Consider the following 21,028-nt stretch of genomic DNA (forward strand, 5'->3'; position numbering starts at 1 on the left):
CGACTTTCCAAATGCGATATGCGGGAAGCCCGTGAGGCCTCCCGCATCCCGCGGTAGTCAACCAATCAGAAGCTCAGCCCGCCTTCGCGAGCAGCTTCGGCCAGCGCCTTGACGCGGCCATGGTACATATAGGCGCCACGGTCGAACACGACCTCCTTGACGCCGGCCTTGATGGCGCGCTCGGCAAGGATCTTGCCGATCTGCGCCGCGGCCTCGACATTCGCGCCCGACTTGATGTCGGCGCGGATATCCTTGTCCATCGACGAGGCCGAAGCGAGCGTCAGCCCCTTCGCGTCGTCGATGACCTGCGCATAAATCTGCTTGCCGGTGCGGTGCACCGACAGGCGGGCGCGGCCATTGGCCACCGCCTTGATCGCGCGACGAACGCGGGCCTTGCGGCGCGCAGTCGCAACTGTCTGCTTGCTCATGGCTCGCGTCCTTACTTCTTCTTGCCTTCCTTGCGGAAGATGAACTCGCCGGCGTACTTGACGCCCTTGCCCTTGTAGGGCTCGGGACCGCGATAATCGCGGATCTCGGCGGCGGTCTGGCCGACGACCTGCTTGTCGATGCCGGAGATCACGATCTCGGTCGGCTTCGGCGTGACGATCGCGACCCCGGCCGGGATCGGATAGTCGATGTCGTGGCTGTAGCCGAGCGAGAGCTTCAGGATCTTGCCGTTGACGGCGGCCTTGTAGCCGACGCCGTTGATCTCGAGCTTCTTCTCGAAGCCGGCCGTCGTACCGACGACCAGGTTGTTGATGCGGGCACGCGAGGTGCCCCAGAGCGCGCGGGCGCGCTTGGTCTGCGAGCGCGGCTGGACGGCGATGGCGCCGTTCTCCAGTGCGACCGAGACCTCCTCGGGAACCTCGAAGGACAATTCGCCCTTCGAGCCCTTGATCTTGACCAGTTGGCCCGAGACGTTGGCGGTGACGCCAGCGGGGACCGAAACGGGCTTCTTACCGATACGAGACATTGGATCTCTCCTGATGAGCAGCTGTGCGCGAAAGGTCAGAAGACCTTGCAGAGCACTTCGCCGCCCACGTTCTGCTCGCGGGCAAGATGATCGGACATCACGCCACGGGGCGTGGAGACGATGGTGACGCCGAGGCCGTCGGCCACGCGAGGCATGGTCTCGACCGAGGAGTAGACGCGACGGCCGGGCTTCGACACGCGCGAGATCGACCGGATGACCGGCTGTCCCTCGTGGTACTTCAGCTCGATGTCGAACTCGGTGCGGCCGTTGCCGAACTCGGTGGTCGAATAGCCGCGGATGTAACCTTCCGACTGCAGCACGTCCAGAACGCGGGCGCGCAGCTTCGAGCCCGGAGTGGAAACGCGCGACTTGCGCCGCATCTGCGCATTGCGGATGCGGGTCAGCATATCGCCAAGCGGATCGATGATCGCCATGATGCTACCTCCTCACCAGCTCGACTTGACGAGGCCGGGAACCAGCCCCTTGTTGCCGAGCTCGCGCAAAGCAACGCGCGACATCTTCAACTTGCGATAGAAAGCGCGCGGGCGGCCGGTGACTTCGCAACGGTTGCGCACGCGGATGCCGGCGGAATTGCGCGGCAGTTCGGCCAGCTTCAGGCGAGCGAGGAAACGCTCGTCCATCGACTGGTTCTCGTCATTAGCGATCGCGAGAAGGCGCGCACGACGGCCCGCGAATTTCTTCACGAGCGCCTTGCGGCGGTTGTTGTTCTCGACGGAGCTTTTCTTAGCCATCGATATCTCCTGGTTTCCGCGTATGAGCCCGAAGGCTCACTGCCGGAACGGGAAGTTGAAGTGCTTGAGCAGGGCGCGTGCCTCGTCATCCGACTTCGCAGTCGTGCAGACGATCACGTCCATACCCCAGACCTGGTCGACCTTGTCGTAGTTGATCTCGGGGAACACGATGTGCTCCTTGATCCCGAGCGCGAAATTGCCGCGCCCGTCGAACGACTTCGGGTTGAGGCCACGGAAGTCGCGCACTCGCGGAAGAGCAATGGTGACGAGCCGGTCAACGAACTCGAACATCTTGGTCTTGCGCAGCGTGACCTTGGCACCCACCGCCATGTTCTCGCGCAGCTTGAAGCCGGCGATGGCGAGGCGGGACTTGGTGATGACCGGCTTCTGGCCGGCGATCATGGCGAGGTCGCCGGCGGCGTTGTCAACCTTCTTGCGGTCAGCCGTGGCTTCGCCCACGCCCATGTTGATGACGACCTTCTCGAGGGTCGGCACTTCCATAACGTTCTTGTAGCCGAACTCGGCGATCATCGCGGGACGGACGACGTCCTCGTAATGCTTCTTCAAACGCGGCGAGAGAGCCGCCTGCTGATTGTCAGCCATCGATCAGATCCCCCGAACGCTTGGCGAAACGGACCTTGCGGCCGTCATCGAGCACCTTGAAGCCGACGCGGGTCGGCTTGCCGTCCTTCGGATCGGCGACGGCCAGGTTCGACAGGTCGATCGTGGCTTCCTTGCTGATGATGCCGCCCTCGGACTGGGCGGTCGCCTTGGTGTGCTTCTTCACCAGGTTCACGCCGCGCACGACAGCGCGGGCGTCCTTCGGCAGGACCTGGAGCACTTCGCCGTTCTTGCCCTTGTCGCGGCCGGCGAGCACGACGACCTTGTCGCCCTTCTTGATTTTCGCAGCCATCACAGCACCTCGGGAGCGAGCGAAATGATCTTCATGTGGTTCTTGGCGCGCAGCTCGCGCGGAACCGGTCCGAAGATGCGGGTGCCCACCGGCTCCTTCTGGTTGTTGATCAGCACGGCCGCGTTGCGGTCGAAGCGGATCACCGAACCATCGGCGCGCTTGATGTCCTTGGCGGTGCGCACGACGATCGCCTTCATGACGTCGCCCTTCTTCACGCGGCCGCGCGGGATGGCTTCCTTGATCGAAACCACAATGATGTCGCCGATGCGGGCATAGCGCCGCTTCGAGCCGCCGAGAACCTTGATGCACATCACGCGGCGGGCGCCAGAATTGTCGGCGACCTCGAGATTCGTCTGCACCTGGATCATGGCCTTGATCCTTCCATTCCATATCAGCGCGGTTTCCGGACAAAGGCGTTATGCCCTGCCCGGACTACGACTGACGGGGGTCGATCGCCCCCTGGCCTCAATGATTCGACTTACGCCTTGGGAGCGTTGTCGAGCACAACCCAGCTTTTCAGCTTGGAAATGGGCTTCGACTCCTCGATCCAAACCGAGTCACCGACCTTGAACGACCCCGCCTCGTCATGGGCGTGATAGTTCTTCGAACGGCGCACCGTCTTCTTGAGGAGCGGGTGCGTATAACGCCGCTCGACCTTGACCACAACAGTTTTGTTTTGCTTGTCGCTGACGACGACGCCCTGCAGCACGCGCTTCGGCATGGTCCCCTACTCCTCAGGCGCTCACTGCCGCGGTCTTCGACCGCTGCAGTGTCTTGATGCGGGCGATCTCCTTGCGCACCAAGGTGACCCGAGCGGTATTCTCGAGCTGACCGGTGGCGCGCTGGAAACGCAGGTTGAACTGCTCCTTCTTGAGCTTCAGAAGCTCGTCCTGGAGCTGGTCCGTGCTCATCACTTTGAGATCGGACAGGCGTTGAGTCGATTTCATCTCGCCCTCCTTACTCGGCGATTCGCTGGATGAAGCGGGTCTTGATCGGCAGCTTGGCGGCACCGAGACGGAGCGCCTCGCGGGCGATATCCTCCGGCACGCCGTCGAGCTCGAACATGATCCGGCCCGGCTTGACCTTGGCCGCCCAGAACTCGGGCGAACCCTTGCCCTTACCCATGCGGACTTCGGTCGGCTTCTTCGAGACCGGCACGTCCGGGAAGATCCGGATCCAGACTCGACCCGCGCGCTTCATGGCGCGGGTGATGGCACGACGGGCCGCCTCGATCTGGCGGGCCGTGACGCGCTCCGGCTCCTGGGCCTTCAGGCCGAACTGGCCGAAGTTGAGATCCGTACCGCCCTTGGCGACGCCGGAAATGCGTCCCTTAAACTGCTTACGGAACTTAGTGCGCTTTGGTTGCAGCATGGCTCTTCTCGATCAGCCTTACGCAGCCTGCTCGCGACGTTCGCGGCGCTCACCACCGGAGCGGCCGCCCTCGTCCGAGAGGCGCTTGTCCTGGGCCATCGGGTCGTGTTCGAGGATCTCGCCCTTGAAGATCCAGACCTTGATCCCGCACGTGCCATAGGTCGTGAAGGCGGTGGCGACGCCGTAGTCGACGTCGGCGCGCAGCGTATGCAGCGGCACGCGGCCTTCACGATACCACTCGAGGCGCGCGATTTCCGCGCCGCCGAGACGGCCCGAGCAGTTGATGCGGATGCCCTCGGCGCCAAGACGCATCGCCGACTGCACGGCGCGCTTCATGGCGCGACGGAAGGCGACGCGGCGCTCGAGCTGCTGCGCGATCGAGTCGGCGACCAGGGTCGCGTCGATCTCGGGCTTGCGCACCTCGACGATGTTGATCGTCACGTCGGCGTTCGTCAGCTTCGAGACCGTCTTGCGCAGCTTCTCGATGTCGGCGCCCTTCTTGCCGATCACCACGCCCGGACGAGCCGAGTGGATGGTGACGCGGCACTTCTTGTGCGGACGCTCGATGATGATCTTCGATACGGCGGCCTGCTTCAGCAGCTTCATCAGGGCGGCGCGGATGGCCATGTCCTCATGAAGCAGCTTGCCGTACTCGCCCTTGCTGGCGAACCAGCGCGAATCCCAGGTCCGGTTGATGCCGAGACGAAGGCCGATCGGATTGATTTTCTGACCCATCGTTCTCTCCTCAGGCCTTCGCAGCCTGAACTTCGCGCACCACGATCGTGATGTTGGCGAAGGGCTTCATGATGCGGGCGCCACGGCCGCGAGCGCGGGCATGGAAGCGCTTCATGACCAGCGCCTTGCCGACGAAAGCCTGGGACACGACCAGATCGTCGACGTCGAGATCATGGTTGTTCTCGGCGTTGGCGATCGCGCTCTGCAGGCACTTGCGCACATCGGTCGAGATCCGCTTGCGCGAGAACTCGAGGTCGGCGAGCGCGGTCGAGACCTTCTTGCCGCGGATGAGCTGGGCGAGAAGGTTCAGCTTCTGCGGGGAGACGCGCAGGTTGCGCGCCACCGCCTTGGCCTCGTTCTCGGGCAGCGCACGGGGGGCGGAGGGCTTACCCATGGCTTACTTCCTCTTCGCCTTCTTGTCGGCAGCGTGGCCGGGGAAGGTGCGCGTCGGCGAGAACTCGCCGAACTTGTGGCCCACCATCTCCTCGGAGACGTTCACCGGCACATGCTTGTGGCCGTTGTAGACGCCGAACGTCAGACCGACGAACTGCGGGAGGATCGTGGAGCGGCGGCTCCAGATCTTGATGACTTCCGACCGGGCCGCCGAACGGGCGACCTCGGCCTTCTTCAGGAGGTATCCGTCGACAAACGGACCTTTCCAAAGCGAACGCGCCATGACGGACCTCAGTTCTTCTTCTTGCGGGCGTGACGGCTCGACACGATGAACGTATCGGTCCGCTTGTTCGAGCGGGTCTTCTTGCCCTTGGTCGGCAGACCCCAGGGCGTGACCGGATGACGGCCGCCCGAGGTGCGGCCTTCGCCGCCGCCGTGCGGATGGTCGACCGGGTTCATCGAGACACCACGGTTATGCGGACGACGACCCAGCCAGCGCGAGCGCCCGGCCTTGCCGTCATTCCGGTTCATGTGGTCGGGGTTCGAGACCGCGCCCACCGTCGCATAGCACAGGCCGCTGATCAGGCGCTGTTCGCCCGAGTTCAGACGGACGATGACGTAGCCCTGGTCGCGACCGACGATCTGGGCGTAGTTGCCCGCCGAGCGCGCCAGCGCCCCGCCCTTGCCGATCTTGAGCTCGACATTGTGGACGATCGTGCCGATCGGCAGCGAGCCCATCGGGGCCGCGTTGCCGGGCTTCACGTCGACGCTGTCGCCGGCGATGACGCTGTCGCCGACCGCCAGGCGCTGCGGCGCCAGGATGTAGGCGAGCTCGCCGTCCTGATACTTGATCAGCGCGATGAAGGCCGAGCGGTTCGGATCATACTCGATCCGCTCCACGGCAGCCGGGATACCGGCCTTGCCGCGACGCTTGAAATCGATCAGGCGCAGCGTGCGCTTGTGACCACCGCCGCGGAAGCGGACGGTGATGCGGCCGAGGTTGTTGCGGCCACCCGAGGACGACTTGCCCTCGGTCAGCGCCTTGACCGGCTTGCCCTTGTAGAGCTCGCTGCGGTCGACGATCACGAGCTGGCGAAGGCTCGGCGTGATCGGCTTGAAACTCTTCAAAGCCATGATGACGATCCTTCCCTCAAAGCCCAGTGGTCACGTCGATGGAGTGACCTTCTTCGAGGGTCACGACCGCCTTCTTGACGTCCGAGCGCTGACCGAGACGGCCCCGGAAGACCTTCATCTTGCCCTCGGTGACCATCGTGTTGACGCTGATCACCTTGACATCGAACAGCTTCTCGATCGCCGCCTTGATCTGCGGCTTGGTCGCGGTCTTCGCGACCTTGAAGACGACCTTGTTGTGCTCGGAGAGCATGGTCGCCTTTTCGGTGATCACCGGGCCACGGATGACGTCGTAGTGGCGCGGATCCAAGTTCTTGGACTGGCTCATTTGAAGCGCGCCTCCAGCGCATCGACAGCCGAGCGCGTCAGCACGAGCTTGTCGCGACGCAGGATGTCATAGACGTTGATGCCCTGAACCGGCAGGACGTCGACATTCGGGATCGAACGCGCCGCCAGGCCGAAATTCACATCGATCTCGGCGCCGCCGATCACCAGAGCGCTCGACAGGTCCAGCTTGCCGAAATGGCCGAGCAGGATCTTGGTCTTGGGCTCGGCGAGCTTGACGTCGTCGATGATGATCAGGCCGGCGTCCTTGGCCTTGGCCGAGAGCGCATGGCGCAGGGCGAGCGCCTTGACCTTCTTGGGCAGGTCATGGGCGTGATCGCGCACGACCGGGCCGAAGGCCTTGCCGCCGCCGCGGAACTGCGGAGCCGAAGCCGCACCGTGACGAGCGCCGCCGGTGCCCTTCTGCTTGTAGATCTTCTTGCGGGTGCGATCGACTTCCGAACGACCCTTCGACTTGTGCGTGCCGGCGCGGCGCTTGGCGAGCTGGTAGCGCACCATGCGGGCGAGCAGGTCGGCGCGCGGCTCGAGGCCGAAGATCGCGTCGGACAGCTCGAGCGAGCCGGCATTGCCGCCTTCAAGAGTGACGATATCGAGTTTCATCACACGTTCTCCTCAGCCTGGGCCGCAGGAGCCTCGACAATCTCGGCCTTGCCCTCGCCGGAGACCTTGAACTTGCCCGGCAGGGGCGCGTCCTTCGGCAGCGAGCGCTTGACCGCGTCGCGGACATGGATCCAGCCGCCGGCAACGCCGGGGACGGCGCCCTCGACCAGGATCAGGCCGCGCTCGGCGTCCGTCTGGACGACGCGCAAGTTCTGCGTGGTGACGCGCTCGGCACCCAGATGGCCCGGCATCTTCTTGTTCTTGAAGGTCTTGCCCGGGTCCTGACGGCCACCGGTCGAACCGATCGAACGATGCGAGACCGAGACGCCGTGCGTGGCGCGCAGACCGCCGAAGTTCCAGCGCTTCATGCCGCCGGCGAAGCCCTTACCGGTGGTCGTGCCCGACACGTCGACGAACTGGCCGACGACGAAGTGGTCGGCGGTCAGCTCGGCGCCGACCGGAATCAACGCGTCGTCGCTGACGCGGAACTCGACCAGCTTCTGCTTCGGCTCGACCTTGGCAACGGCGAAATGGCCGCGCTGCGCCTTCGAGACGTTCTTGACCTTGGCACGGCCCGTCCCGAGCTGCACGGCGACATAGCCGTTCTTGTCCTTCGTGCGGTGCGCGACAACCTGACAGTTGTCGAGCTTCAGCACGGTGACCGGGATGTGCTCGCCGGCATCGGTAAAGATGCGGGTCATCCCGACTTTCTGTGCAATCACACCGGAACGCATCGGTGCATACCTTCCTTTGGGGTCATGTCCATCCGGGGGCACCGGAAACAGAGGACCCGTTTAATCGGATCAGAGCTTGATTTCGACGTCGACGCCGGCGGCGAGATCGAGCTTCATGAGGGCGTCGACCGTCTGCGGGGTCGGATCGACGATATCGAGAACCCGCTTGTGGGTCCGCATCTCGAACTGCTCACGCGACTTCTTGTCGATGTGGGGCGAGCGGTTGACGGTGAACTTCTCGATCAAGGTCGGCAGCGGAATCGGGCCGCGGACCTGAGCGCCGGTGCGCTTGGCGGTCGAGACGATCTCGCGCGTCGACGCATCGAGGATACGATGGTCGAACGCCTTGAGGCGGATCCGGATATTCTGACCGTTCATGGTCGTGTTATCTCCGTGACGTGAAAAGACGAAAGCCCCGAAGGGCTTCCGCCCTCAGATCAGCCGTTACGCGATGATCGAAGCGACGACGCCGGCGCCGACGGTGCGTCCGCCTTCGCGGATGGCGAAGCGCAGCTTCTCTTCCATCGCGATCGGCACGATCAGGTGGACTTCCATGGTGATGTTGTCACCAGGCATCACCATCTCGGTGCCCTCGGGCAGGTGCACCACGCCGGTCACGTCCGTCGTGCGGAAGTAGAACTGCGGGCGGTAGTTGGTGAAGAACGGGGTGTGGCGACCGCCCTCCTCCTTGGTCAGGATGTAGGCCTCGGCCTTGAACTTGGTGTGCGGCTTCACCGAACCCGGCTTGCACAGGATCTGGCCGCGCTCGACGTCCTCGCGCTTGGTGCCGCGCAGCAGCGCGCCGATGTTGTCGCCCGCCTGGCCCTGGTCCAGCAGCTTGCGGAACATCTCGACGCCGGTCACGGTCGTCTTCACCGTGTCCTTCAGGCCGACGATCTCGATTTCCTCGCCGACCTTGACGATGCCGCGCTCGACGCGGCCGGTCACAACCGTGCCGCGGCCCGAGATCGAGAACACGTCCTCGACCGGCATCAGGAACGGCAGGTCCAGCGGACGCGCCGGCTGCGGGATGTAGTCGTCGACCGTCTTCATCAGCGCGATCACCGCATCATGCCCGATCTCCGGGGTGACGCCGTCCAGCGCCGCCTTGGCCGAGCCCTTGGTGATCGGGATGTCGTCGCCCGGGAAGTCGTACTTCGACAGRAGCTCGCGGATCTCCATCTCGACCAGCTCGAGCAGCTCGGCGTCGTCGACGAGATCGACCTTGTTCATGAACACCACCAGCGCGGGAACGCCGACCTGGCGCGCCAGCAGGATGTGCTCGCGGGTCTGCGGCATCGGGCCGTCGGCAGCCGACACCACCAGGATCGCGCCGTCCATCTGCGCCGCGCCCGTGATCATGTTCTTCACATAGTCGGCGTGCCCGGGGCAGTCGACGTGCGCATAGTGACGGGCCGGCGTCTCGTACTCGACGTGAGCCGTCGAGATCGTGATGCCGCGCGCCTTCTCCTCAGGCGCCTTGTCGATCTGGTCATACGCCGTGAACGACGCGCCGCCAGACTCAGCCAGAACCTTCGTGATCGCAGCCGTCAACGACGTCTTGCCATGGTCGACGTGACCAATCGTTCCAATGTTGCAGTGCGGCTTCGTCCGAGCAAACTTCTCTTTGGCCATGACACCTTAGTTCCTGACGACGCCCGCGCAGGGCCGGAAAACGCGGTCGCATTAGGGCGTTTTGGGGCGGGATGCAAGGCTGCCGCTCAGGTCCCGGCTCGCTTGAACAGCCAGTCGGAGAATTTCGACCGCAGCGAGATCAGCATCCGCACCATCGGATCGGGATCGGTCACCGTCACCGTCAGCGGCCCCAGATCGACGACCGGCTCTCCACCGAAGCCCTTCTCGCGGATGTTCGGCAGGCGCAACAGGCTCTGCCCGGATCTCGCATCGACGATGTCGAAGCTCACGACAACGGTGTTGTCGTTGCCGGATTGGCCGCTCAGGATCGTACGCATCACCCGGGCTCCCCGCGTCGGAATATCGACGAAGTGGAGGGTGGCAACAATCCGGACGGGGCGAGTACCTTTCAGTTCTTGCGCCATCGGCCCGCCAAACGCCTTTGAGAGGCGCTCGGTGAACTGACGACCGAGAAAAGCGCGGAGCTCATCGTGAGAGAACTCCGGCACCTTCGGTTGACCACCGGGATTCCCATAGTCGGGCTCCGGAATGGCGATAGCTTTCGATTTGAGGAAATCTTCCTTCATCGAAAGCCAGGTGCCGCTGATCGCGGGATCGATGCGTCCTTCGATCCCGGCGAACTTGAAGCTCTGGACGAGCTCCAACGACAGAGCATGCTGTGGCTGCGTCGAGACACAGCCGGCGAGCAGCGGCGCTCCCGCCAGAATGAAAAACGCACGTCGTGAGATCATCGGCAGGCTCGGCAGGGGGTGCGGCGCGGTCGTGCGCTGGACGATTAGCGCGCTTGGGCCATGACATAAGCTGCCCGCCCGCACAACCATGCCGCGCAACCGGCCCACAGAAGGCATGGGCAGCGATCATCGGAGGTTACTGGCAGCCGCCACTTGCCCCGAAATCGAACATGCCCCCCACCGGAGTGCAAGGAGCAGTTGATCGCTTGGACTTCGAGCAGCCATCTAGCGAAACGGCTGCAATCCGCCAGGTGCGAGGCGGAACAGCATACGGCTGACGGGATAGTCGTCCTTCATCGTGGCGATCGCTCGCAGGGCCGCCACGGCTTTCGGGTCGTCGCCGTCGCCGAAGACGAGCACGCTGCGCCCCGGCATGGCGATCACGACGGTCTTCGGCAGATCAGGGATGTCCTTCCACGGATTGGGCAACAGAAGCAGCGAGACATTGTAATCCGGCGACTTGAAGTCGAAGGCCCGGATGAGCCCGTGATCGCGGATCTCGAACCGCTTGGCGCGCCGTTCGAGATTGGCGAGCGCCGCCTCGAACACCTGCGCATCGCTCATGCCATAGCGTCGCCCTTCCCCGATCGAGACGAAGCGGGTGATGCGTGGCAGATCGAGCGCCGGCACGACGATGATGTCCCCGGCGAGCGGCAAGTGCAGCAGCTTGCCCTCGGGCACACCCTGCTTGCGTGCGAGCGCCGCGAACTCGTCGACATAGGAGCGGTTCTTGAGGACAGGAAGCAGTGCCTCTCGGAAACGGGTGACCTCCGCCGGGCTGGGCTTGCTCGGGTCGCCGCCGGCCGCGACGCGGTCGAGCCTTTGCAGCAGGCTGTCGAAGGCCCGCTGCCGGCGGTTCGCATCGGGCTCCGCATTGAGCTGGACCGACAGGCTCGCCAGCCCGAAGCGCATCTCGGTACCGCCGGCGATGACGACGAAGTCGCCGGCATCGACACGCGCGCCGCTGACGCCGTTCCGCCCGCGACTGGCCGCCTGCAGCAGCGCCGCCAGTTCGGCCTCGCTGATCGGACGTGCCTCGTTCAGCCGCGTGCGGTCCAGCGCCTCTGCAGGCGCAATCACGCCCGTCAGGCACATCAATGCCAGCACGAACGCACGCAACGCTCTGCCCATGACGCTCCCCACCCACACGTCACAAGCAATGCTTGCACACAACCTGAGCGGGAGCAATGACGTTACGACACTCACCCTGGAAGAGGCTGGCGCACTGGGCCGACCGCGGCTTAAGAGAGCTTTTCCATCCGCTGAGGATCGTCCAATGACCGAACCCAAGCCCGGCCCGCGCATCGCCATCACCTATTGCAGCATGTGCAACTGGCTGCTCCGTTCCGCCTGGATGGCGCAGGAACTGCTCCAGACCTTCGGCCAGGATCTCGGCGAGGTCGTGCTGATCCCGCGCACCGGCGGCATCTTCCAGATCCACTACAATGGCGACTTGATCTGGGATCGCACCGTCGATGGCGGCTTCCCCGATGTGAAGCAGCTCAAGCAGCGCGTGCGCGACCGGCTCGATCCCGAGCGCGATCTCGGCCATCTCGACGATCACAAGAAGAAGCTCGTGCAAGGCTGATCAGAGCCCACACCTGACATGGGCCTGAAGGCCACCCGGAGACCTTCTCGAAATTCGCTCCAGCGAGTCGACTGGCGGTGTTTTCGCGAACCGGAGCGCAGCGGACATTGGTCCGTGAGCACCGGAAGCGCAGAAAACGCCGTCAGACGGCCGCTGGAGTAGAGTTTCGGGACGGCCTCAGATGCCGCCGCCGCAATCGCCGGCGAGGATCTGGTCCATCGAGCGCGAGGGCTCGGCGCAGCCAGCTTCCCCCACCACCTTCGCCGGCACGCCGGCGACCGTGGTATTGCGCGGCACCGCCGCGAGCACGACCGAGCCGGCGGCGACGCGGGCGCACTGCCCGACTTCGATATTGCCGAGGATCTTGGCGCCGGCGCCGATCAGCACGCCCTTGCGGATCTTGGGATGGCGATCGCCGCCCTGCTTGCCGGTGCCACCCAAAGTCACGTCCTGCAGCATCGAGACATTGTCCTCGATCACCGTGGTCTCGCCGACGACGAGGCCGGTGGCATGGTCGAGGAAGATGCCCTTGCCGATCTTGGCGGCCGGGTTGATGTCGGTCTGGAACACCTCGGAGGAGCGGCTCTGCAGATAGAGCGCGAAGTCGCGCCGGTCCTGCCGCCACAGCCAGTTCGCCAGGCGGTGCGTCTGCAGCGCGTGGAAACCCTTGAAATAGAGCACCGGCTCGATCAGCCGGTAGCAGGCCGGGTCGCGGTCGAGCACGGCGAGAACGTCGGCGCGGATGCCCTGCCCGATCTCGGGATCGGCGTCGAGCGCCTCGTCGAAAGCCTGCGCAATCAGTTCGGCCGGCACGGCGCCATGGCCGAGCCGCGCCGCGATGCGATGGCCCACCGCCGCCTCGAAGCTCGGCTGGTTCGCGATCGTCGCCAGGATGAAGCTCGCCATCGCCGGCTCGCTCGCGATGGCCAGCTCAGCCTCGTTGCGCAGCCGCGACCAGACGGGATCGACACGGTCTAGGCCGGTGGCGGGATCGCGGATCTCGATATTCGGGCGCCCGGATGGCATGGCGTTCTCCGCTGCGGTTCGCTCGTAGTTGAATCTGACACGATCAGCTCGCGCCAGAGCACGTGGTGCCGCCTTCTAGCTGAATCAAGCCGCGAAGAACAAGAATCGATTTGCGAGGCAATAGTCACAAGCCATTGCCGTAGAATAATATTCTACCTGAGGAGAATTTTATTCTACGTGCGGCGTGCCAGAAACTCGACGACTGCCTGCTTGTGCGTGCGATCGCCGACCGCGAGATTATGGTCGCGCCCTTCGATGGCAAAGCTTTGCGCGCCCGGGATCAGCGCCGCCAGCTCCGGACCGGAGCCGGAGACGTCATCCTTGGTCCCGACGCTGACCAAAGTCGGCACGGCGATCTGGCCGACCTCCTCCTTGCTCAGCGTCTGGCGCGTACCGCGAATGCACGCCGCGAGGGCCCGCAAATCGCTGCCGGTGTTCTCGGCGAAGGCGCGGAACATGCGCTGCATCGGATCGGTCAGGTCGGCGAGCGAAGGCGCCTCCATCGCGTCGGCGATGCCGAGCGGCAGGCCGACGCCCTCGACCAGATGGATGCCGAGCCCGCCAAGCAGCAGCGAGCGCACGCGCTCAGGGTGAGCCAGCGTGAGATGCGAGGAGATCCGCGCCCCCATCGAATAGCCCATGATGTCGGCACGCTCGATCGCGAGATGATCCATCAGCCGGCGCGCATCCTCGGCCATGATGTTGGAGTGGTAGGCCTCGGGATCGTAGAGTTTCTGGCTGCGGCCGTGGCCGCGATTGTCGAACAGCACGACGCGCCGGCCGGCATGGGTCAGTGTCTTGGTCCACTGCGTGTTGACCCAGTTCACCGCATGGCTCGAGGCAAAGCCGTGGATCAGCACGATCGGATCGCCGGTCCCCTCCCCGGTTGGGGCGAGGTCGAGATAGGCGATGGAGACGCCGTCGGAATCGAATGTCTGCATGGCCCTGTCGCCGGCTGCTTGATCTGAGGGCTGGTCTGCCATGCCCGCGCGGCTTTGGGTAGCATCCTTGGCGGTTGGCAGGCACGCCCCACCCCTTCCCCAGCCGCATCGCGCCGCTTATGACGGGACCATGAGCGAGCAAGCCCAATCCTCGGCCGGCGGCCGTATCGAACTGGTCGATCTGGCCCGCGGCATCGCGCTGCTCGCGATGTTCGTCTACCACTTCGCCTATGATCTTTCCTATTTCCGGCTGATCCGGGTCGATGTCGTCACTGACCCTGGCTGGCGCGCCTTTGCCCGGCTGATCGCCGGCTCCTTCCTGGCGATCGTCGGCTTCAGCCTGGTCCTGGCGACACAAAAGGGCTTCGACCGCGGCAATTATCTGCGCCGTGTCGCCCTGATTGCCTGCGCCGCGATCCTCGTCACCTCCGCAACCTGGTTCGCGCTGCCGGACGTCTTCATCTTCTTCGGCATCCTCCACCACATCGCGCTGGCGAGCGTGCTGGCCCTGCCCTTCCTGTTCCTGCCGACGCTGGTCATCGCCATCACGGCGGTCATCGTCTTCGCTCTGCCGTTCATCCTCGGCAGTGGCGTCTTCACGCAGGACTGGCTCTCCTTCCTCGGCTTCGGCCCCTGGCCGCTCACTGCCGATTTCGTCCCGGTCTTCCCCTGGTTCGGCTGCGTGCTCGCCGGCATGGCGCTGGCGCGGACAGCTCTGCCGAAAGCGCAGGGGAGCAGCTGGGCGAGTTGGCAGGCGAGTTCGGCCCCGGCCAAGCTCGTCGTCTTCGGCGGCCGCAACAGCCTCTTCGTCTATCTCGTCCACCAGCCGCTCTTCATCGGCGCGCTGTTCCTGTTCATGCAGGCGACCGGGCATATGGCCGCGAAGCTGCCGGATGCCGAGGCCGCACCGTTCCTGACCGCCTGCCAGCGTTCCTGCACCGGTACCGGCACGCCGAAGGAGATCTGCGAGCGCGTCTGCGGCTGCTCGATGGACGGGCTCAAGCAGGCGAATCTCTGGGTCAAGGCAATGGCCGACGCGCTCAGTCCGGCGGAAACCGAGCAGGCTCGCGGGATCGGCCAGAGCTGCGCCCGCCAACCCTGATCGCCTCGCCGCGCGCAGCGGCGACAGGTCACGGCAGCATCGAGGCCGATCTGTCGCGCACACGCTGGCGCGGCCCGCGGCGAGCGATTATGGTGCCGCCCAAATCGCAAGGACGAGAGCCATGGCCGATCACGGCACCCCGCATTTCCACAATGATCCCGGCGTCGCCGTGATCCATGTCGGCGCGCGCGAGTTCATGTGCATCGGCGCCAAGCCGCCGTTCGACCATCCGCATGTCTTCCTCGACATGGGCTCGGATGACGAGATCGTCTGCCCCTATTGCTCGACGCTGTTCAAATACGAGCCGTCGGTCGGCCATGGCCACTGCAAGCCGGCCGAGTGCGAGTATCACGACACCGCCGCCAAAGCGGCGTGAGAGGCATCCCGCCGGGGGCGCGGCGGGGGCTGACCAGATGGCTAATCTCCCGATCCTCATCGCGGGCGCCGGCATCGGCGGCTTGACCGCCGCGATCGCGCTCGCCCGCCGCGGCATTCCCGTCGCCATCGCCGAGAAGCGCACCCGTTTCGACGAGGCCGGCGCCGGCATCCAGGTCTCGCCCAATGCCGGGCGAGTGCTCGAATCGCTCGATCTCGGCCTGGCCCTGCGCCGCGCCGCGATCCGGCCCGAGGCGCTGGCGATCGGCCATTGGGGCGGCGGCAAACCCCTGCTCGCCATGCCGTTCGCCCCGCCGGTCGAAGGCGCGACGCCCTCGCGCTCGCTGAAGCGCGCCGACCTGCATCAGCTCCTGCTCGATTCGGCCAGGACCCTGCCGAACATCCGCTGGATCATCGGCCGCGGCCTCGTCGATGCGCATGAGACTGAAAGCAGCGTCGCCGTCACGCTCGGCAGCGAGAGCGGTGGAACCGAGACGGTCGAGGCCATGGCCCTGATCGGCGCCGACGGCCTCTGGTCGCGCGCCCGCGCCCTCGTCGGCGATGCGGGTGAACCCGGCTTCACCGGCTGGGAGGCCTGGCGCTCGCTGATCCCGGCGGAAGGATTGCCGGAAGCGTTGCGCCGTCCGGCGGTGGCGCTGCATCTGGGCTCAGCCCGCCATGCGGTGCATTACCCGGTCTCCGGCGGCAAAGAGATCAACCTCGTCCTGATCCGCGCCGCGCGCGAGGCACGCCCCGGCTGGTCGCGCGAGGGCGAGGCCTCGCAACTGACCGAGATCGCCGGCAATGCCGGCCCAGGCCTGCGCGAACTGATCAAGCGCGCGCCGAACTGGCGGATCTGGTCGCTCTACGACCGCGCCCCGGCCCGGATGGCGAAGGGCCGCATCGCTTTGCTCGGTGACGCCGCTCATCCGATCCTGCCTTTCCTCGCCCAGGGCGCCGCCCTTGCGATCGAGGACGCCGCCGTTCTGGCGCATGAGCTTGCGATGCGATTGGCGAGCGAAGGTGCATCGTCGGTGCCGGCGGCGCTGGCGGCTTACGCGAAGGCGCGCGGCGAGCGCGCGGCGCGGGTCCAGCAGGCCAGCCGCAAGAATGGCGAGGCATACCATCTCGGCCGGCCCTGGAGCTATGCACGTGACTTCGCCATGCGCCGCATGGGCCCCGACGGCATGCGCCGGCGCCATGCCTGGATCTACGACTGGCGCGCGCCGGGCTGACGAAATCGTCATCTCGTAGGCTCACGTGATCTCGTCAACGCCGCATTCGCTTCCTAGATTGTCGGCGGGTGACACGAAACGAAACGAGCCAATGATCCGTATCGACCTCAACAATGCCGCCAGCGCCCGCCTGGTCCGCTTGCCCCGCTGGGCGAGCTGGCTCGTCATGGCCGGTGCCTTTGTCGTCGGCGTGCTGATTTTCCTGGTCGCGGCCAGCCTGGCACTGATCCTCGTGCCGCTGGTCATCGCCGGCGCCGCCTTCGCCGCCTGGCAGATGCGCCGCCGCATGCGCGCCGCCGGCATCGATCCGCAGAACCCCTTCGAGCGCAGGCAGCCCGAGACGGCGCGCGGCGAGATCGTCGATGCCGAATACCGGGTGATCGAGCCCGGCGAGCGGCGCTAAGCTCTAGGCACTGGCGCGGACCGCGAGTTCGGCCCGCAGTCGAGCATTCTCCGCTTCCAGCTCTTCCAGACGCTGCCGCACCGGCGCGAGCGCCGGCGCTAGCTCGGCCTCGCTGAAGCGCGGCGTGATGTGCTGCGGGCAATTCCAGTCGAAGGCCTCGACCTTGATGGTCATGCCGCGCTCCGGCACGGCACGATAGCCCGGCACGATCAGGCGCTGGGCCAGCTCCGGCTCGGCGGCGAGATCGTGAAAGCTGGCCCGGCCGAAGATCTTCAGCCGCGCCCGGTGGCCGTAGTCCATCAGGAACAGGCAGAGCCGGTCGTCCACGGTGAGATTGCCGAGGCTGAGATATTGCCGGTTGCCGCGCAGATCGGCGAAGCCGAGCGTCGTCTCGTCGAGCACGCGAAGAAAACCTTCCGGCCCGCCGCGATGCTGCAGATAAGGCCAGCCAGTTTCCGACACGCTCGCCAGATAGAAGGAATCGCGCGCCGCGATGAAGCCGGCCTCGGCCTCGCCGAGCCGGTCATTATGCGGCTCGCCCTCTTCCTGCCTGGCATAGGCGCGCCGGCTGCCTTGCGCCTCCTGCGCCGCCTTTACGGCCGGTGTCGTCGCAATCTCAAGGAAACGGTGGGTCATCTCATGGGCCTCCACCCGAGGAGATGACCATTTCACCCTCGCGCCGCAATCACTGCTGCGGACAGTTCAGAATTCCAGACAGTGAAACAATTCGATCAAGGGAGCAGCCGCGATACGGTTCCCTCGAACGGCGCGCCGATTCCTTGCGGCAGCAATTGCACCGCGCTGCCGGAGGTCCAGACCTCGAAACACTCCTCCCCGGCCGCGATATCCCAGCACAAGCGATCGTCCCTGACCCGCCAGCGCATCTCCTGCCGCCGACTCATCGCATAGCCGACAAGGCCGCCATCCGGCCGGAAGCTGTAGCGCCAGTGGACTCCGTCGCTGTACTCCTTGCCGGCGAGCAGCCGCTCGATCGCGACGCCGTGGATGCGCTTCGAGCCCGGTTGCTGCGCCAGCGCCTCAGCGCAAAAGCAGGCAGCGGCCAGCGCTGCCAGCCCTGCCCTCCTTGCTATCACGCCCATCTCAGCCTCCGGTCAGCCGCACCAGCACGACGCCTGCCGCCGCGCAGGCGGCCAGCACCGGAACCATGCCGAACTTGAAGCGCAGCAGCGCGATCATCGCCAACGCCGCCAGCAGCGCGGCCCGCCAGTCGAGCGAGGCCAGAACCGGYAGGTCCGGCGCCAGCGGTCCGAAGACGACGGGCTGCACCGTCCTGAACAGCACATGCAAGCCGAACCAGAGCGCCAGATTGGCGATGACGCCGACGACCGCGGCGGTGATCGCGGTCAGCGCCGCCGAGAGCGCCTTGTTGCCGCGCAGTGCTTCGATGTAGGGCGCGCCAAGGAAGATCCAGAGGAAGCAGGGCGCGAAGGTGACCCAGACCGTCAGCAGCCCGCCCAGGCTGCCGGCGACGAGCGGATCGAGTCCGCCAGGTGCCCGCCAGGCGGCGAGGAAGCCGACGAACTGCAGCACCAGGATCAGCGGCCCCGGCGTCGTCTCGGCAAGGCCGAGCCCGTCGACCATCTCGCCGGCGACGAGCCAGCCATAGGTCTCGACCGCCGCCTGCGCGACATAGGCCAGCACGGCGTAGGCGCCGCCGAAGGTGACGACCGCCATGGCGCTGAAAAAGCCGCCGATCTGGGTGAAGACGTTGCCGCCGCCGAGCAGAGCCCAGAGCAGCACGACCGGCCCGAGCCAGAGCGGCAGCCACACCGCCAGCACCCGAAGTGCCTTCCCCGCCGAGGGCTCGGCATGGGCGAGCTCGCCACGCTCGAACATCAGGTCGACCACGCCCTTGAATTCCGGCGCGCCGTCCTTGCCGGCATGGCCCCCACCTCCGAACAGTGCCGGCGCCCAGTGATGGCCGAGCCAGCCGATCAGCCCGGCGCAGAGGATCACGAGCGGGAACGGCGCCTTCAGCAGGAAGAGCGCGAGGAAGGCGGCGATCGCGATCGCGACCATCGCCCGGTTCTTCAGCGCCCGCCGGCTGATCCTGAGGCCCGCCTCGATCACGACGGCGAGCACCGCCGCCTTGACGCCGAAGAAGATCGCATCGACCAGCGGGACCTGGCGGTAGAGCACGTAGAGCAGGCTCAAGCCCCACATCACCAGCGCGCCGGGCAGGATGAAGAGCAAGCCGGCGATCAGCCCACCCACCGTCCGGTGCATCAGCCAGCCGATATAGGTGGCGAGCTGCTGCGCCTCGGGGCCGGGCAGCAGCATGCAGTAGTTCAGCGCATGCAGGAAACGGCGCTCGCCGATCCAGCGGCGCTCGTCGACCAGCTCCTTGTGCATCAGGGCGATCTGCCCGGCCGGCCCGCCAAAGGAGAGCAGGCCGATCTTGAGCCACACCCGCGTCGCCTCGGCGAGGGTCGGCGTGGCGGGGGCGGCCAGCGCCGCCCCTTCATTCGTCACAGTCGTCATCGCCCGGTCCTCAGATCTTTCCCGGCGCGGACGGCCAGTTATGGGTTTCCTCGCCAGCGTCCCGGCACCAGCGATAGAAGGCGTCGTAGAGCAGCATGCCGGCGTCGAGCTGTGCCAGGTCGTCGCGATACATCCGTGACAGACCGAGCGACGCCGCAAGGAAGCCGGCCGCTTGCGGCATGAGATCAAGCCGCGCGGTATCGGCCGCCCGCACGATCATGGCGAGTTGGTCGAGCGCCGGCGACGACAGCCCGAACTCCTCGATCATCGTGTCGAAGCTGCAGCGCTCGCCGCGATGGCTCCAGAACACGCCGTCGATGTCGAACGGCGTCGCCCCGAAGCGGTCGGCGACATCCGCGACCTCCGAAGCCGAGACGAACAGGAAGACAGCCTCGCGATCGACGAAGCGGCGGATCAGCCAGGGACAGGCGATGCGATCGACCTTCGGCCTTGCCCGCGTCACCCAGAGCGTGCGCCCGGCGGCATCGCGCTGCGGCAGCTTGCCGGTCTCGACCAGGAGCCCGCCCGCCTCGCGCCAGGCCTCGAAGCCGCCGGTGAGGTTTTCCGCCTCGACGCCTTCATGCCGCAGCCAGGCGGCGACGCCCTCGCTGAGCTTCTGCCCCCTCTGGCAGATGACGACGACCTTGCGGCCGGCATAGGCCGAGGCCCAAGCGGCAACGTCGCGATGGCTGCGCCGCTTGCTTGCCGGCAGCAGGCGCGGATCGGCGGCGACGTCCTCGTCGATGCGGACGTCGATCAGGGTAGGCGCATCAGGCAGGCCGACGAGCCGGGACAATTGTGCAGGCGTGATCTGGATATTGGAAGACATGAGCGTCCATCCTTGAGCAAGGAGTGTGGACGCGATCCTTGGGCTGACGCCTCACGGGGCGGTCGCGATAAGCCCCTGCGGGGAGTTTAGATCATCAGTAATTGTTAGCGTCAACGGCCGTCTGCTCCTCCGGCCAGAGCCAGCCTGTGCAGGACCTGTACTGGCGGCCAGGAGACGCAATCGACGCTGTCGAATGTCAGCTCGAACCCATCAAGAGATCGCGAAACCAGCTTCAGTACATCTGGCCGCTTCGAAGCTGGAATCGCCATCGCGACGGTCAGATGCGGCTTCCACTGCGCAGGGGCATAGTGGACGTCACTGGGCGACGCCTTCGATTCCAGCACCGCATGCAGCCGGCCATGCAGGTCGAGCAGGCGCTGGTCCTGTCGTGGCGCCAGCCAGAGCACGAGCGGCTCAATGTCGAAGAAATCGAGCCGGTCGAAGCACAACGAGATGGCGGCTTGGCCGTCGAACACCTCCATGCCCTTTCGGAGCACGGAGGGGTCAACCGTTGAATAGCGCGTCAGCGTCAGGTGAGGCCGATAGCCGAGCACTCGGATCGACGGGACGGCTTCCAAGGCCGAAACCTCATCGACATGTTCCCAGAAAGGCTGTGCGAGAGAACTTGAACTCAAGGTGATGCCCAGCATGGCGCTCCCCTCGCTCAGCCTTCCGGTCGGATAGCTGTCAGCC

General features: G+C 65.7%; 33 protein-coding genes. 5 read left to right on the top strand and 28 right to left on the bottom strand.

Going from position 1 to position 21,028, the window contains the following annotated elements:
• Nucleotides 1–65: 65 nt before the first annotated feature.
• The 21 genes from rplR to AC1DS0_RS13905 form a co-directional block, all read right to left on the bottom strand.
• On the bottom strand, nucleotides 66–428 hold the full coding sequence (gene rplR / locus AC1DS0_RS13805) for a 50S ribosomal protein L18 (RefSeq protein WP_110489260.1): 363 nt from the start codon (nucleotides 426–428) through the stop codon (nucleotides 66–68).
• A gap of 11 nt (nucleotides 429–439) precedes the next feature.
• The gene (gene rplF, locus AC1DS0_RS13810) at nucleotides 440–973 is read right to left on the bottom strand and encodes a 50S ribosomal protein L6 (protein WP_476814898.1); all 534 of its coding nucleotides are present in this window, start codon (nucleotides 971–973) and stop codon (nucleotides 440–442) included.
• A gap of 35 nt (nucleotides 974–1,008) precedes the next feature.
• Nucleotides 1,009–1,407 carry a 30S ribosomal protein S8 gene (gene rpsH / locus AC1DS0_RS13815; RefSeq protein WP_057193248.1) on the bottom strand — a complete coding sequence of 133 codons (399 nt, stop codon included), beginning with the start codon at nucleotides 1,405–1,407 and terminating at the stop codon, nucleotides 1,009–1,011.
• A 12-nt stretch (nucleotides 1,408–1,419) separates the two neighbouring features.
• Entirely contained in the window at nucleotides 1,420–1,725 is a 306-nt protein-coding gene (rpsN, locus tag AC1DS0_RS13820; protein ID WP_057193250.1) for a 30S ribosomal protein S14, read from the bottom strand.
• 36 nt (nucleotides 1,726–1,761) lie between these two features.
• Nucleotides 1,762–2,328: a 50S ribosomal protein L5 gene (gene rplE, locus AC1DS0_RS13825; protein ID WP_091842249.1), complete on the bottom strand. Its 567-nt coding sequence runs from the start codon at nucleotides 2,326–2,328 to the stop codon at nucleotides 1,762–1,764.
• Entirely contained in the window at nucleotides 2,321–2,638 is a 318-nt protein-coding gene (rplX, locus tag AC1DS0_RS13830) for a 50S ribosomal protein L24 (RefSeq protein WP_057193254.1), read from the bottom strand. Before rplX ends, rplE begins: the two co-directional genes overlap by 8 nt.
• Nucleotides 2,638–3,006 (bottom strand): 50S ribosomal protein L14, encoded by a 369-nt coding sequence (gene rplN, locus AC1DS0_RS13835; protein WP_091842252.1) that lies wholly within the window; start codon nucleotides 3,004–3,006, stop codon nucleotides 2,638–2,640. The genes rplX and rplN overlap by 1 nt, the downstream gene beginning before the upstream one ends.
• A 110-nt stretch (nucleotides 3,007–3,116) precedes the next feature.
• Complete coding sequence (gene rpsQ / locus AC1DS0_RS13840) at nucleotides 3,117–3,359, bottom strand: 30S ribosomal protein S17 (RefSeq protein WP_091842255.1); 243 nt, start codon at nucleotides 3,357–3,359, stop codon at nucleotides 3,117–3,119.
• A gap of 13 nt (nucleotides 3,360–3,372) precedes the next feature.
• The gene (gene rpmC / locus AC1DS0_RS13845; protein WP_476814899.1) at nucleotides 3,373–3,585 is read right to left on the bottom strand and encodes a 50S ribosomal protein L29; all 213 of its coding nucleotides are present in this window, start codon (nucleotides 3,583–3,585) and stop codon (nucleotides 3,373–3,375) included.
• 10 nt (nucleotides 3,586–3,595) lie between these two features.
• Nucleotides 3,596–4,009: a 50S ribosomal protein L16 gene (gene rplP / locus AC1DS0_RS13850; protein ID WP_057193262.1), complete on the bottom strand. Its 414-nt coding sequence runs from the start codon at nucleotides 4,007–4,009 to the stop codon at nucleotides 3,596–3,598.
• 18 nt (nucleotides 4,010–4,027) lie between these two features.
• The gene (gene rpsC, locus AC1DS0_RS13855) at nucleotides 4,028–4,744 is read right to left on the bottom strand and encodes a 30S ribosomal protein S3 (protein ID WP_152013680.1); all 717 of its coding nucleotides are present in this window, start codon (nucleotides 4,742–4,744) and stop codon (nucleotides 4,028–4,030) included.
• A 10-nt stretch (nucleotides 4,745–4,754) separates the two neighbouring features.
• A complete protein-coding gene (gene rplV, locus AC1DS0_RS13860; RefSeq protein ID WP_091842262.1) occupies nucleotides 4,755–5,138 on the bottom strand; it encodes a 50S ribosomal protein L22 in 384 nt (127 codons plus the stop codon).
• A 3-nt stretch (nucleotides 5,139–5,141) separates the two neighbouring features.
• Nucleotides 5,142–5,420 (bottom strand): 30S ribosomal protein S19, encoded by a 279-nt coding sequence (gene rpsS, locus AC1DS0_RS13865; protein WP_057193275.1) that lies wholly within the window; start codon nucleotides 5,418–5,420, stop codon nucleotides 5,142–5,144.
• An 8-nt stretch (nucleotides 5,421–5,428) separates the two neighbouring features.
• Nucleotides 5,429–6,271: a 50S ribosomal protein L2 gene (gene rplB / locus AC1DS0_RS13870; protein ID WP_057193278.1), complete on the bottom strand. Its 843-nt coding sequence runs from the start codon at nucleotides 6,269–6,271 to the stop codon at nucleotides 5,429–5,431.
• Nucleotides 6,272–6,287: 16 nt separating this feature from the next.
• Nucleotides 6,288–6,596, bottom strand: a complete 309-nt coding sequence (locus AC1DS0_RS13875) for a 50S ribosomal protein L23 (protein WP_091842271.1) — start codon at nucleotides 6,594–6,596, stop codon at nucleotides 6,288–6,290.
• Nucleotides 6,593–7,213, bottom strand: coding sequence for a 50S ribosomal protein L4 (rplD, locus tag AC1DS0_RS13880; protein ID WP_091842274.1), 621 nt, complete (start codon nucleotides 7,211–7,213; stop codon nucleotides 6,593–6,595). The genes AC1DS0_RS13875 and rplD overlap by 4 nt, the downstream gene beginning before the upstream one ends.
• Nucleotides 7,213–7,947: a 50S ribosomal protein L3 gene (gene rplC, locus AC1DS0_RS13885; protein ID WP_152013679.1), complete on the bottom strand. Its 735-nt coding sequence runs from the start codon at nucleotides 7,945–7,947 to the stop codon at nucleotides 7,213–7,215. The genes rplD and rplC overlap by 1 nt, the downstream gene beginning before the upstream one ends.
• A gap of 69 nt (nucleotides 7,948–8,016) precedes the next feature.
• Nucleotides 8,017–8,325 (bottom strand): 30S ribosomal protein S10, encoded by a 309-nt coding sequence (gene rpsJ, locus AC1DS0_RS13890; protein ID WP_043237115.1) that lies wholly within the window; start codon nucleotides 8,323–8,325, stop codon nucleotides 8,017–8,019.
• Nucleotides 8,326–8,391: 66 nt separating this feature from the next.
• Complete coding sequence (gene tuf, locus AC1DS0_RS13895; protein ID WP_476814900.1) at nucleotides 8,392–9,582, bottom strand: elongation factor Tu; 1,191 nt, start codon at nucleotides 9,580–9,582, stop codon at nucleotides 8,392–8,394.
• An 86-nt stretch (nucleotides 9,583–9,668) separates the two neighbouring features.
• Nucleotides 9,669–10,451 carry a hypothetical protein gene (locus AC1DS0_RS13900; protein WP_476814901.1) on the bottom strand — a complete coding sequence of 261 codons (783 nt, stop codon included), beginning with the start codon at nucleotides 10,449–10,451 and terminating at the stop codon, nucleotides 9,669–9,671.
• A 108-nt stretch (nucleotides 10,452–10,559) separates the two neighbouring features.
• Complete coding sequence (locus tag AC1DS0_RS13905; RefSeq protein ID WP_476814902.1) at nucleotides 10,560–11,465, bottom strand: DUF1444 domain-containing protein; 906 nt, start codon at nucleotides 11,463–11,465, stop codon at nucleotides 10,560–10,562.
• A gap of 145 nt (nucleotides 11,466–11,610) precedes the next feature.
• Here AC1DS0_RS13905 and AC1DS0_RS13910 point away from each other — a divergent pair, with 145 nt between their 5' ends.
• Nucleotides 11,611–11,922, top strand: coding sequence for an Rdx family protein (locus tag AC1DS0_RS13910; protein ID WP_336530991.1), 312 nt, complete (start codon nucleotides 11,611–11,613; stop codon nucleotides 11,920–11,922).
• 177 nt (nucleotides 11,923–12,099) lie between these two features.
• Here the strand turns inward: AC1DS0_RS13910 and cysE are convergent, their stop codons facing one another.
• Nucleotides 12,100–12,948 (bottom strand): serine O-acetyltransferase, encoded by an 849-nt coding sequence (cysE, locus tag AC1DS0_RS13915; RefSeq protein ID WP_476814903.1) that lies wholly within the window; start codon nucleotides 12,946–12,948, stop codon nucleotides 12,100–12,102.
• A gap of 173 nt (nucleotides 12,949–13,121) precedes the next feature.
• Entirely contained in the window at nucleotides 13,122–13,889 is a 768-nt protein-coding gene (locus AC1DS0_RS13920) for an alpha/beta fold hydrolase (RefSeq protein WP_476814904.1), read from the bottom strand.
• Between the two features lie 130 nt (nucleotides 13,890–14,019).
• Here AC1DS0_RS13920 and AC1DS0_RS13925 point away from each other — a divergent pair, with 130 nt between their 5' ends.
• The 4 genes from AC1DS0_RS13925 (at nucleotide 14,020) to AC1DS0_RS13940 (ending at nucleotide 17,004) form a co-directional block, all read left to right on the top strand.
• On the top strand, nucleotides 14,020–14,991 hold the full coding sequence (locus AC1DS0_RS13925; RefSeq protein WP_476814905.1) for an acetyltransferase domain-containing protein: 972 nt from the start codon (nucleotides 14,020–14,022) through the stop codon (nucleotides 14,989–14,991).
• Between the two features lie 121 nt (nucleotides 14,992–15,112).
• Nucleotides 15,113–15,367, top strand: a complete 255-nt coding sequence (locus AC1DS0_RS13930; RefSeq protein ID WP_057191132.1) for a zinc-finger domain-containing protein — start codon at nucleotides 15,113–15,115, stop codon at nucleotides 15,365–15,367.
• 37 nt (nucleotides 15,368–15,404) lie between these two features.
• Nucleotides 15,405–16,601 carry an FAD-dependent monooxygenase gene (locus AC1DS0_RS13935; protein ID WP_476814906.1) on the top strand — a complete coding sequence of 399 codons (1,197 nt, stop codon included), beginning with the start codon at nucleotides 15,405–15,407 and terminating at the stop codon, nucleotides 16,599–16,601.
• 91 nt (nucleotides 16,602–16,692) lie between these two features.
• Nucleotides 16,693–17,004 (top strand): hypothetical protein, encoded by a 312-nt coding sequence (locus AC1DS0_RS13940; RefSeq protein WP_476814907.1) that lies wholly within the window; start codon nucleotides 16,693–16,695, stop codon nucleotides 17,002–17,004.
• 3 nt (nucleotides 17,005–17,007) lie between these two features.
• On the opposite strand, the gene AC1DS0_RS13945 is transcribed toward AC1DS0_RS13940, so the two are convergent.
• The 5 genes from AC1DS0_RS13945 to AC1DS0_RS13965 form a co-directional block, all read right to left on the bottom strand.
• Nucleotides 17,008–17,640 carry a pyridoxamine 5'-phosphate oxidase family protein gene (locus AC1DS0_RS13945; protein WP_476814908.1) on the bottom strand — a complete coding sequence of 211 codons (633 nt, stop codon included), beginning with the start codon at nucleotides 17,638–17,640 and terminating at the stop codon, nucleotides 17,008–17,010.
• A 95-nt stretch (nucleotides 17,641–17,735) separates the two neighbouring features.
• Entirely contained in the window at nucleotides 17,736–18,104 is a 369-nt protein-coding gene (locus AC1DS0_RS13950; protein ID WP_476814909.1) for a hypothetical protein, read from the bottom strand.
• A 1-nt stretch (nucleotide 18,105) separates the two neighbouring features.
• Nucleotides 18,106–19,506, bottom strand: coding sequence for a chromate efflux transporter (chrA, locus tag AC1DS0_RS13955; protein WP_476814910.1), 1,401 nt, complete (start codon nucleotides 19,504–19,506; stop codon nucleotides 18,106–18,108).
• A gap of 10 nt (nucleotides 19,507–19,516) precedes the next feature.
• Nucleotides 19,517–20,335 (bottom strand): chromate resistance protein ChrB domain-containing protein, encoded by an 819-nt coding sequence (locus AC1DS0_RS13960; RefSeq protein WP_476814911.1) that lies wholly within the window; start codon nucleotides 20,333–20,335, stop codon nucleotides 19,517–19,519.
• Between the two features lie 110 nt (nucleotides 20,336–20,445).
• On the bottom strand, nucleotides 20,446–20,985 hold the full coding sequence (locus AC1DS0_RS13965) for a 2'-5' RNA ligase family protein (RefSeq protein ID WP_476814912.1): 540 nt from the start codon (nucleotides 20,983–20,985) through the stop codon (nucleotides 20,446–20,448).
• Nucleotides 20,986–21,028 lie beyond the last annotated feature (43 nt).

It is taken from the genome of Allobosea sp. P4_H5 (assembly GCF_056400825.1).

Excerpts from the sequence above, each read along its gene's own strand:
- rplR (WP_110489260.1), bottom strand. The coding sequence starts at position 428 with ATGAGCAAGCAGACAGTTGCGACTGCGCGCCGCAAGGCCCGCGTTCGT.
- rplF (WP_476814898.1), bottom strand. The coding sequence starts at position 973 with ATGTCTCGTATCGGTAAGAAGCCCGTTTCGGTCCCCGCTGGCGTCACC.
- rpsH (WP_057193248.1), bottom strand. The coding sequence starts at position 1,407 with ATGGCGATCATCGATCCGCTTGGCGATATGCTGACCCGCATCCGCAAT.
- rpsN (WP_057193250.1), bottom strand. The coding sequence starts at position 1,725 with ATGGCTAAGAAAAGCTCCGTCGAGAACAACAACCGCCGCAAGGCGCTC.
- rplE (WP_091842249.1), bottom strand. The coding sequence starts at position 2,328 with ATGGCTGACAATCAGCAGGCGGCTCTCTCGCCGCGTTTGAAGAAGCAT.
- rplX (WP_057193254.1), bottom strand. The coding sequence starts at position 2,638 with ATGGCTGCGAAAATCAAGAAGGGCGACAAGGTCGTCGTGCTCGCCGGC.
- rplN (WP_091842252.1), bottom strand. The coding sequence starts at position 3,006 with ATGATCCAGGTGCAGACGAATCTCGAGGTCGCCGACAATTCTGGCGCC.
- rpsQ (WP_091842255.1), bottom strand. The coding sequence starts at position 3,359 with ATGCCGAAGCGCGTGCTGCAGGGCGTCGTCGTCAGCGACAAGCAAAAC.
- rpmC (WP_476814899.1), bottom strand. The coding sequence starts at position 3,585 with ATGAAATCGACTCAACGCCTGTCCGATCTCAAAGTGATGAGCACGGAC.
- rplP (WP_057193262.1), bottom strand. The coding sequence starts at position 4,009 with ATGCTGCAACCAAAGCGCACTAAGTTCCGTAAGCAGTTTAAGGGACGC.
- rpsC (WP_152013680.1), bottom strand. The coding sequence starts at position 4,744 with ATGGGTCAGAAAATCAATCCGATCGGCCTTCGTCTCGGCATCAACCGG.
- rplV (WP_091842262.1), bottom strand. The coding sequence starts at position 5,138 with ATGGGTAAGCCCTCCGCCCCCCGTGCGCTGCCCGAGAACGAGGCCAAG.
- rpsS (WP_057193275.1), bottom strand. The coding sequence starts at position 5,420 with ATGGCGCGTTCGCTTTGGAAAGGTCCGTTTGTCGACGGATACCTCCTG.
- rplB (WP_057193278.1), bottom strand. The coding sequence starts at position 6,271 with ATGGCTTTGAAGAGTTTCAAGCCGATCACGCCGAGCCTTCGCCAGCTC.
- AC1DS0_RS13875 (WP_091842271.1), bottom strand. The coding sequence starts at position 6,596 with ATGAGCCAGTCCAAGAACTTGGATCCGCGCCACTACGACGTCATCCGT.
- rplD (WP_091842274.1), bottom strand. The coding sequence starts at position 7,213 with ATGAAACTCGATATCGTCACTCTTGAAGGCGGCAATGCCGGCTCGCTC.
- rplC (WP_152013679.1), bottom strand. The coding sequence starts at position 7,947 with ATGCGTTCCGGTGTGATTGCACAGAAAGTCGGGATGACCCGCATCTTT.
- rpsJ (WP_043237115.1), bottom strand. The coding sequence starts at position 8,325 with ATGAACGGTCAGAATATCCGGATCCGCCTCAAGGCGTTCGACCATCGT.
- AC1DS0_RS13900 (WP_476814901.1), bottom strand. The coding sequence starts at position 10,451 with ATGCCTTCTGTGGGCCGGTTGCGCGGCATGGTTGTGCGGGCGGGCAGC.
- AC1DS0_RS13905 (WP_476814902.1), bottom strand. The coding sequence starts at position 11,465 with ATGGGCAGAGCGTTGCGTGCGTTCGTGCTGGCATTGATGTGCCTGACG.
- AC1DS0_RS13910 (WP_336530991.1), top strand. The coding sequence starts at position 11,611 with ATGACCGAACCCAAGCCCGGCCCGCGCATCGCCATCACCTATTGCAGC.
- cysE (WP_476814903.1), bottom strand. The coding sequence starts at position 12,948 with ATGCCATCCGGGCGCCCGAATATCGAGATCCGCGATCCCGCCACCGGC.
- AC1DS0_RS13920 (WP_476814904.1), bottom strand. The coding sequence starts at position 13,889 with ATGCAGACATTCGATTCCGACGGCGTCTCCATCGCCTATCTCGACCTC.
- AC1DS0_RS13925 (WP_476814905.1), top strand. The coding sequence starts at position 14,020 with ATGAGCGAGCAAGCCCAATCCTCGGCCGGCGGCCGTATCGAACTGGTC.
- AC1DS0_RS13930 (WP_057191132.1), top strand. The coding sequence starts at position 15,113 with ATGGCCGATCACGGCACCCCGCATTTCCACAATGATCCCGGCGTCGCC.
- AC1DS0_RS13935 (WP_476814906.1), top strand. The coding sequence starts at position 15,405 with ATGGCTAATCTCCCGATCCTCATCGCGGGCGCCGGCATCGGCGGCTTG.
- AC1DS0_RS13940 (WP_476814907.1), top strand. The coding sequence starts at position 16,693 with ATGATCCGTATCGACCTCAACAATGCCGCCAGCGCCCGCCTGGTCCGC.
- AC1DS0_RS13945 (WP_476814908.1), bottom strand. The coding sequence starts at position 17,640 with ATGACCCACCGTTTCCTTGAGATTGCGACGACACCGGCCGTAAAGGCG.
- AC1DS0_RS13950 (WP_476814909.1), bottom strand. The coding sequence starts at position 18,104 with ATGGGCGTGATAGCAAGGAGGGCAGGGCTGGCAGCGCTGGCCGCTGCC.
- AC1DS0_RS13960 (WP_476814911.1), bottom strand. The coding sequence starts at position 20,335 with ATGTCTTCCAATATCCAGATCACGCCTGCACAATTGTCCCGGCTCGTC.
- AC1DS0_RS13965 (WP_476814912.1), bottom strand. The coding sequence starts at position 20,985 with ATGCTGGGCATCACCTTGAGTTCAAGTTCTCTCGCACAGCCTTTCTGG.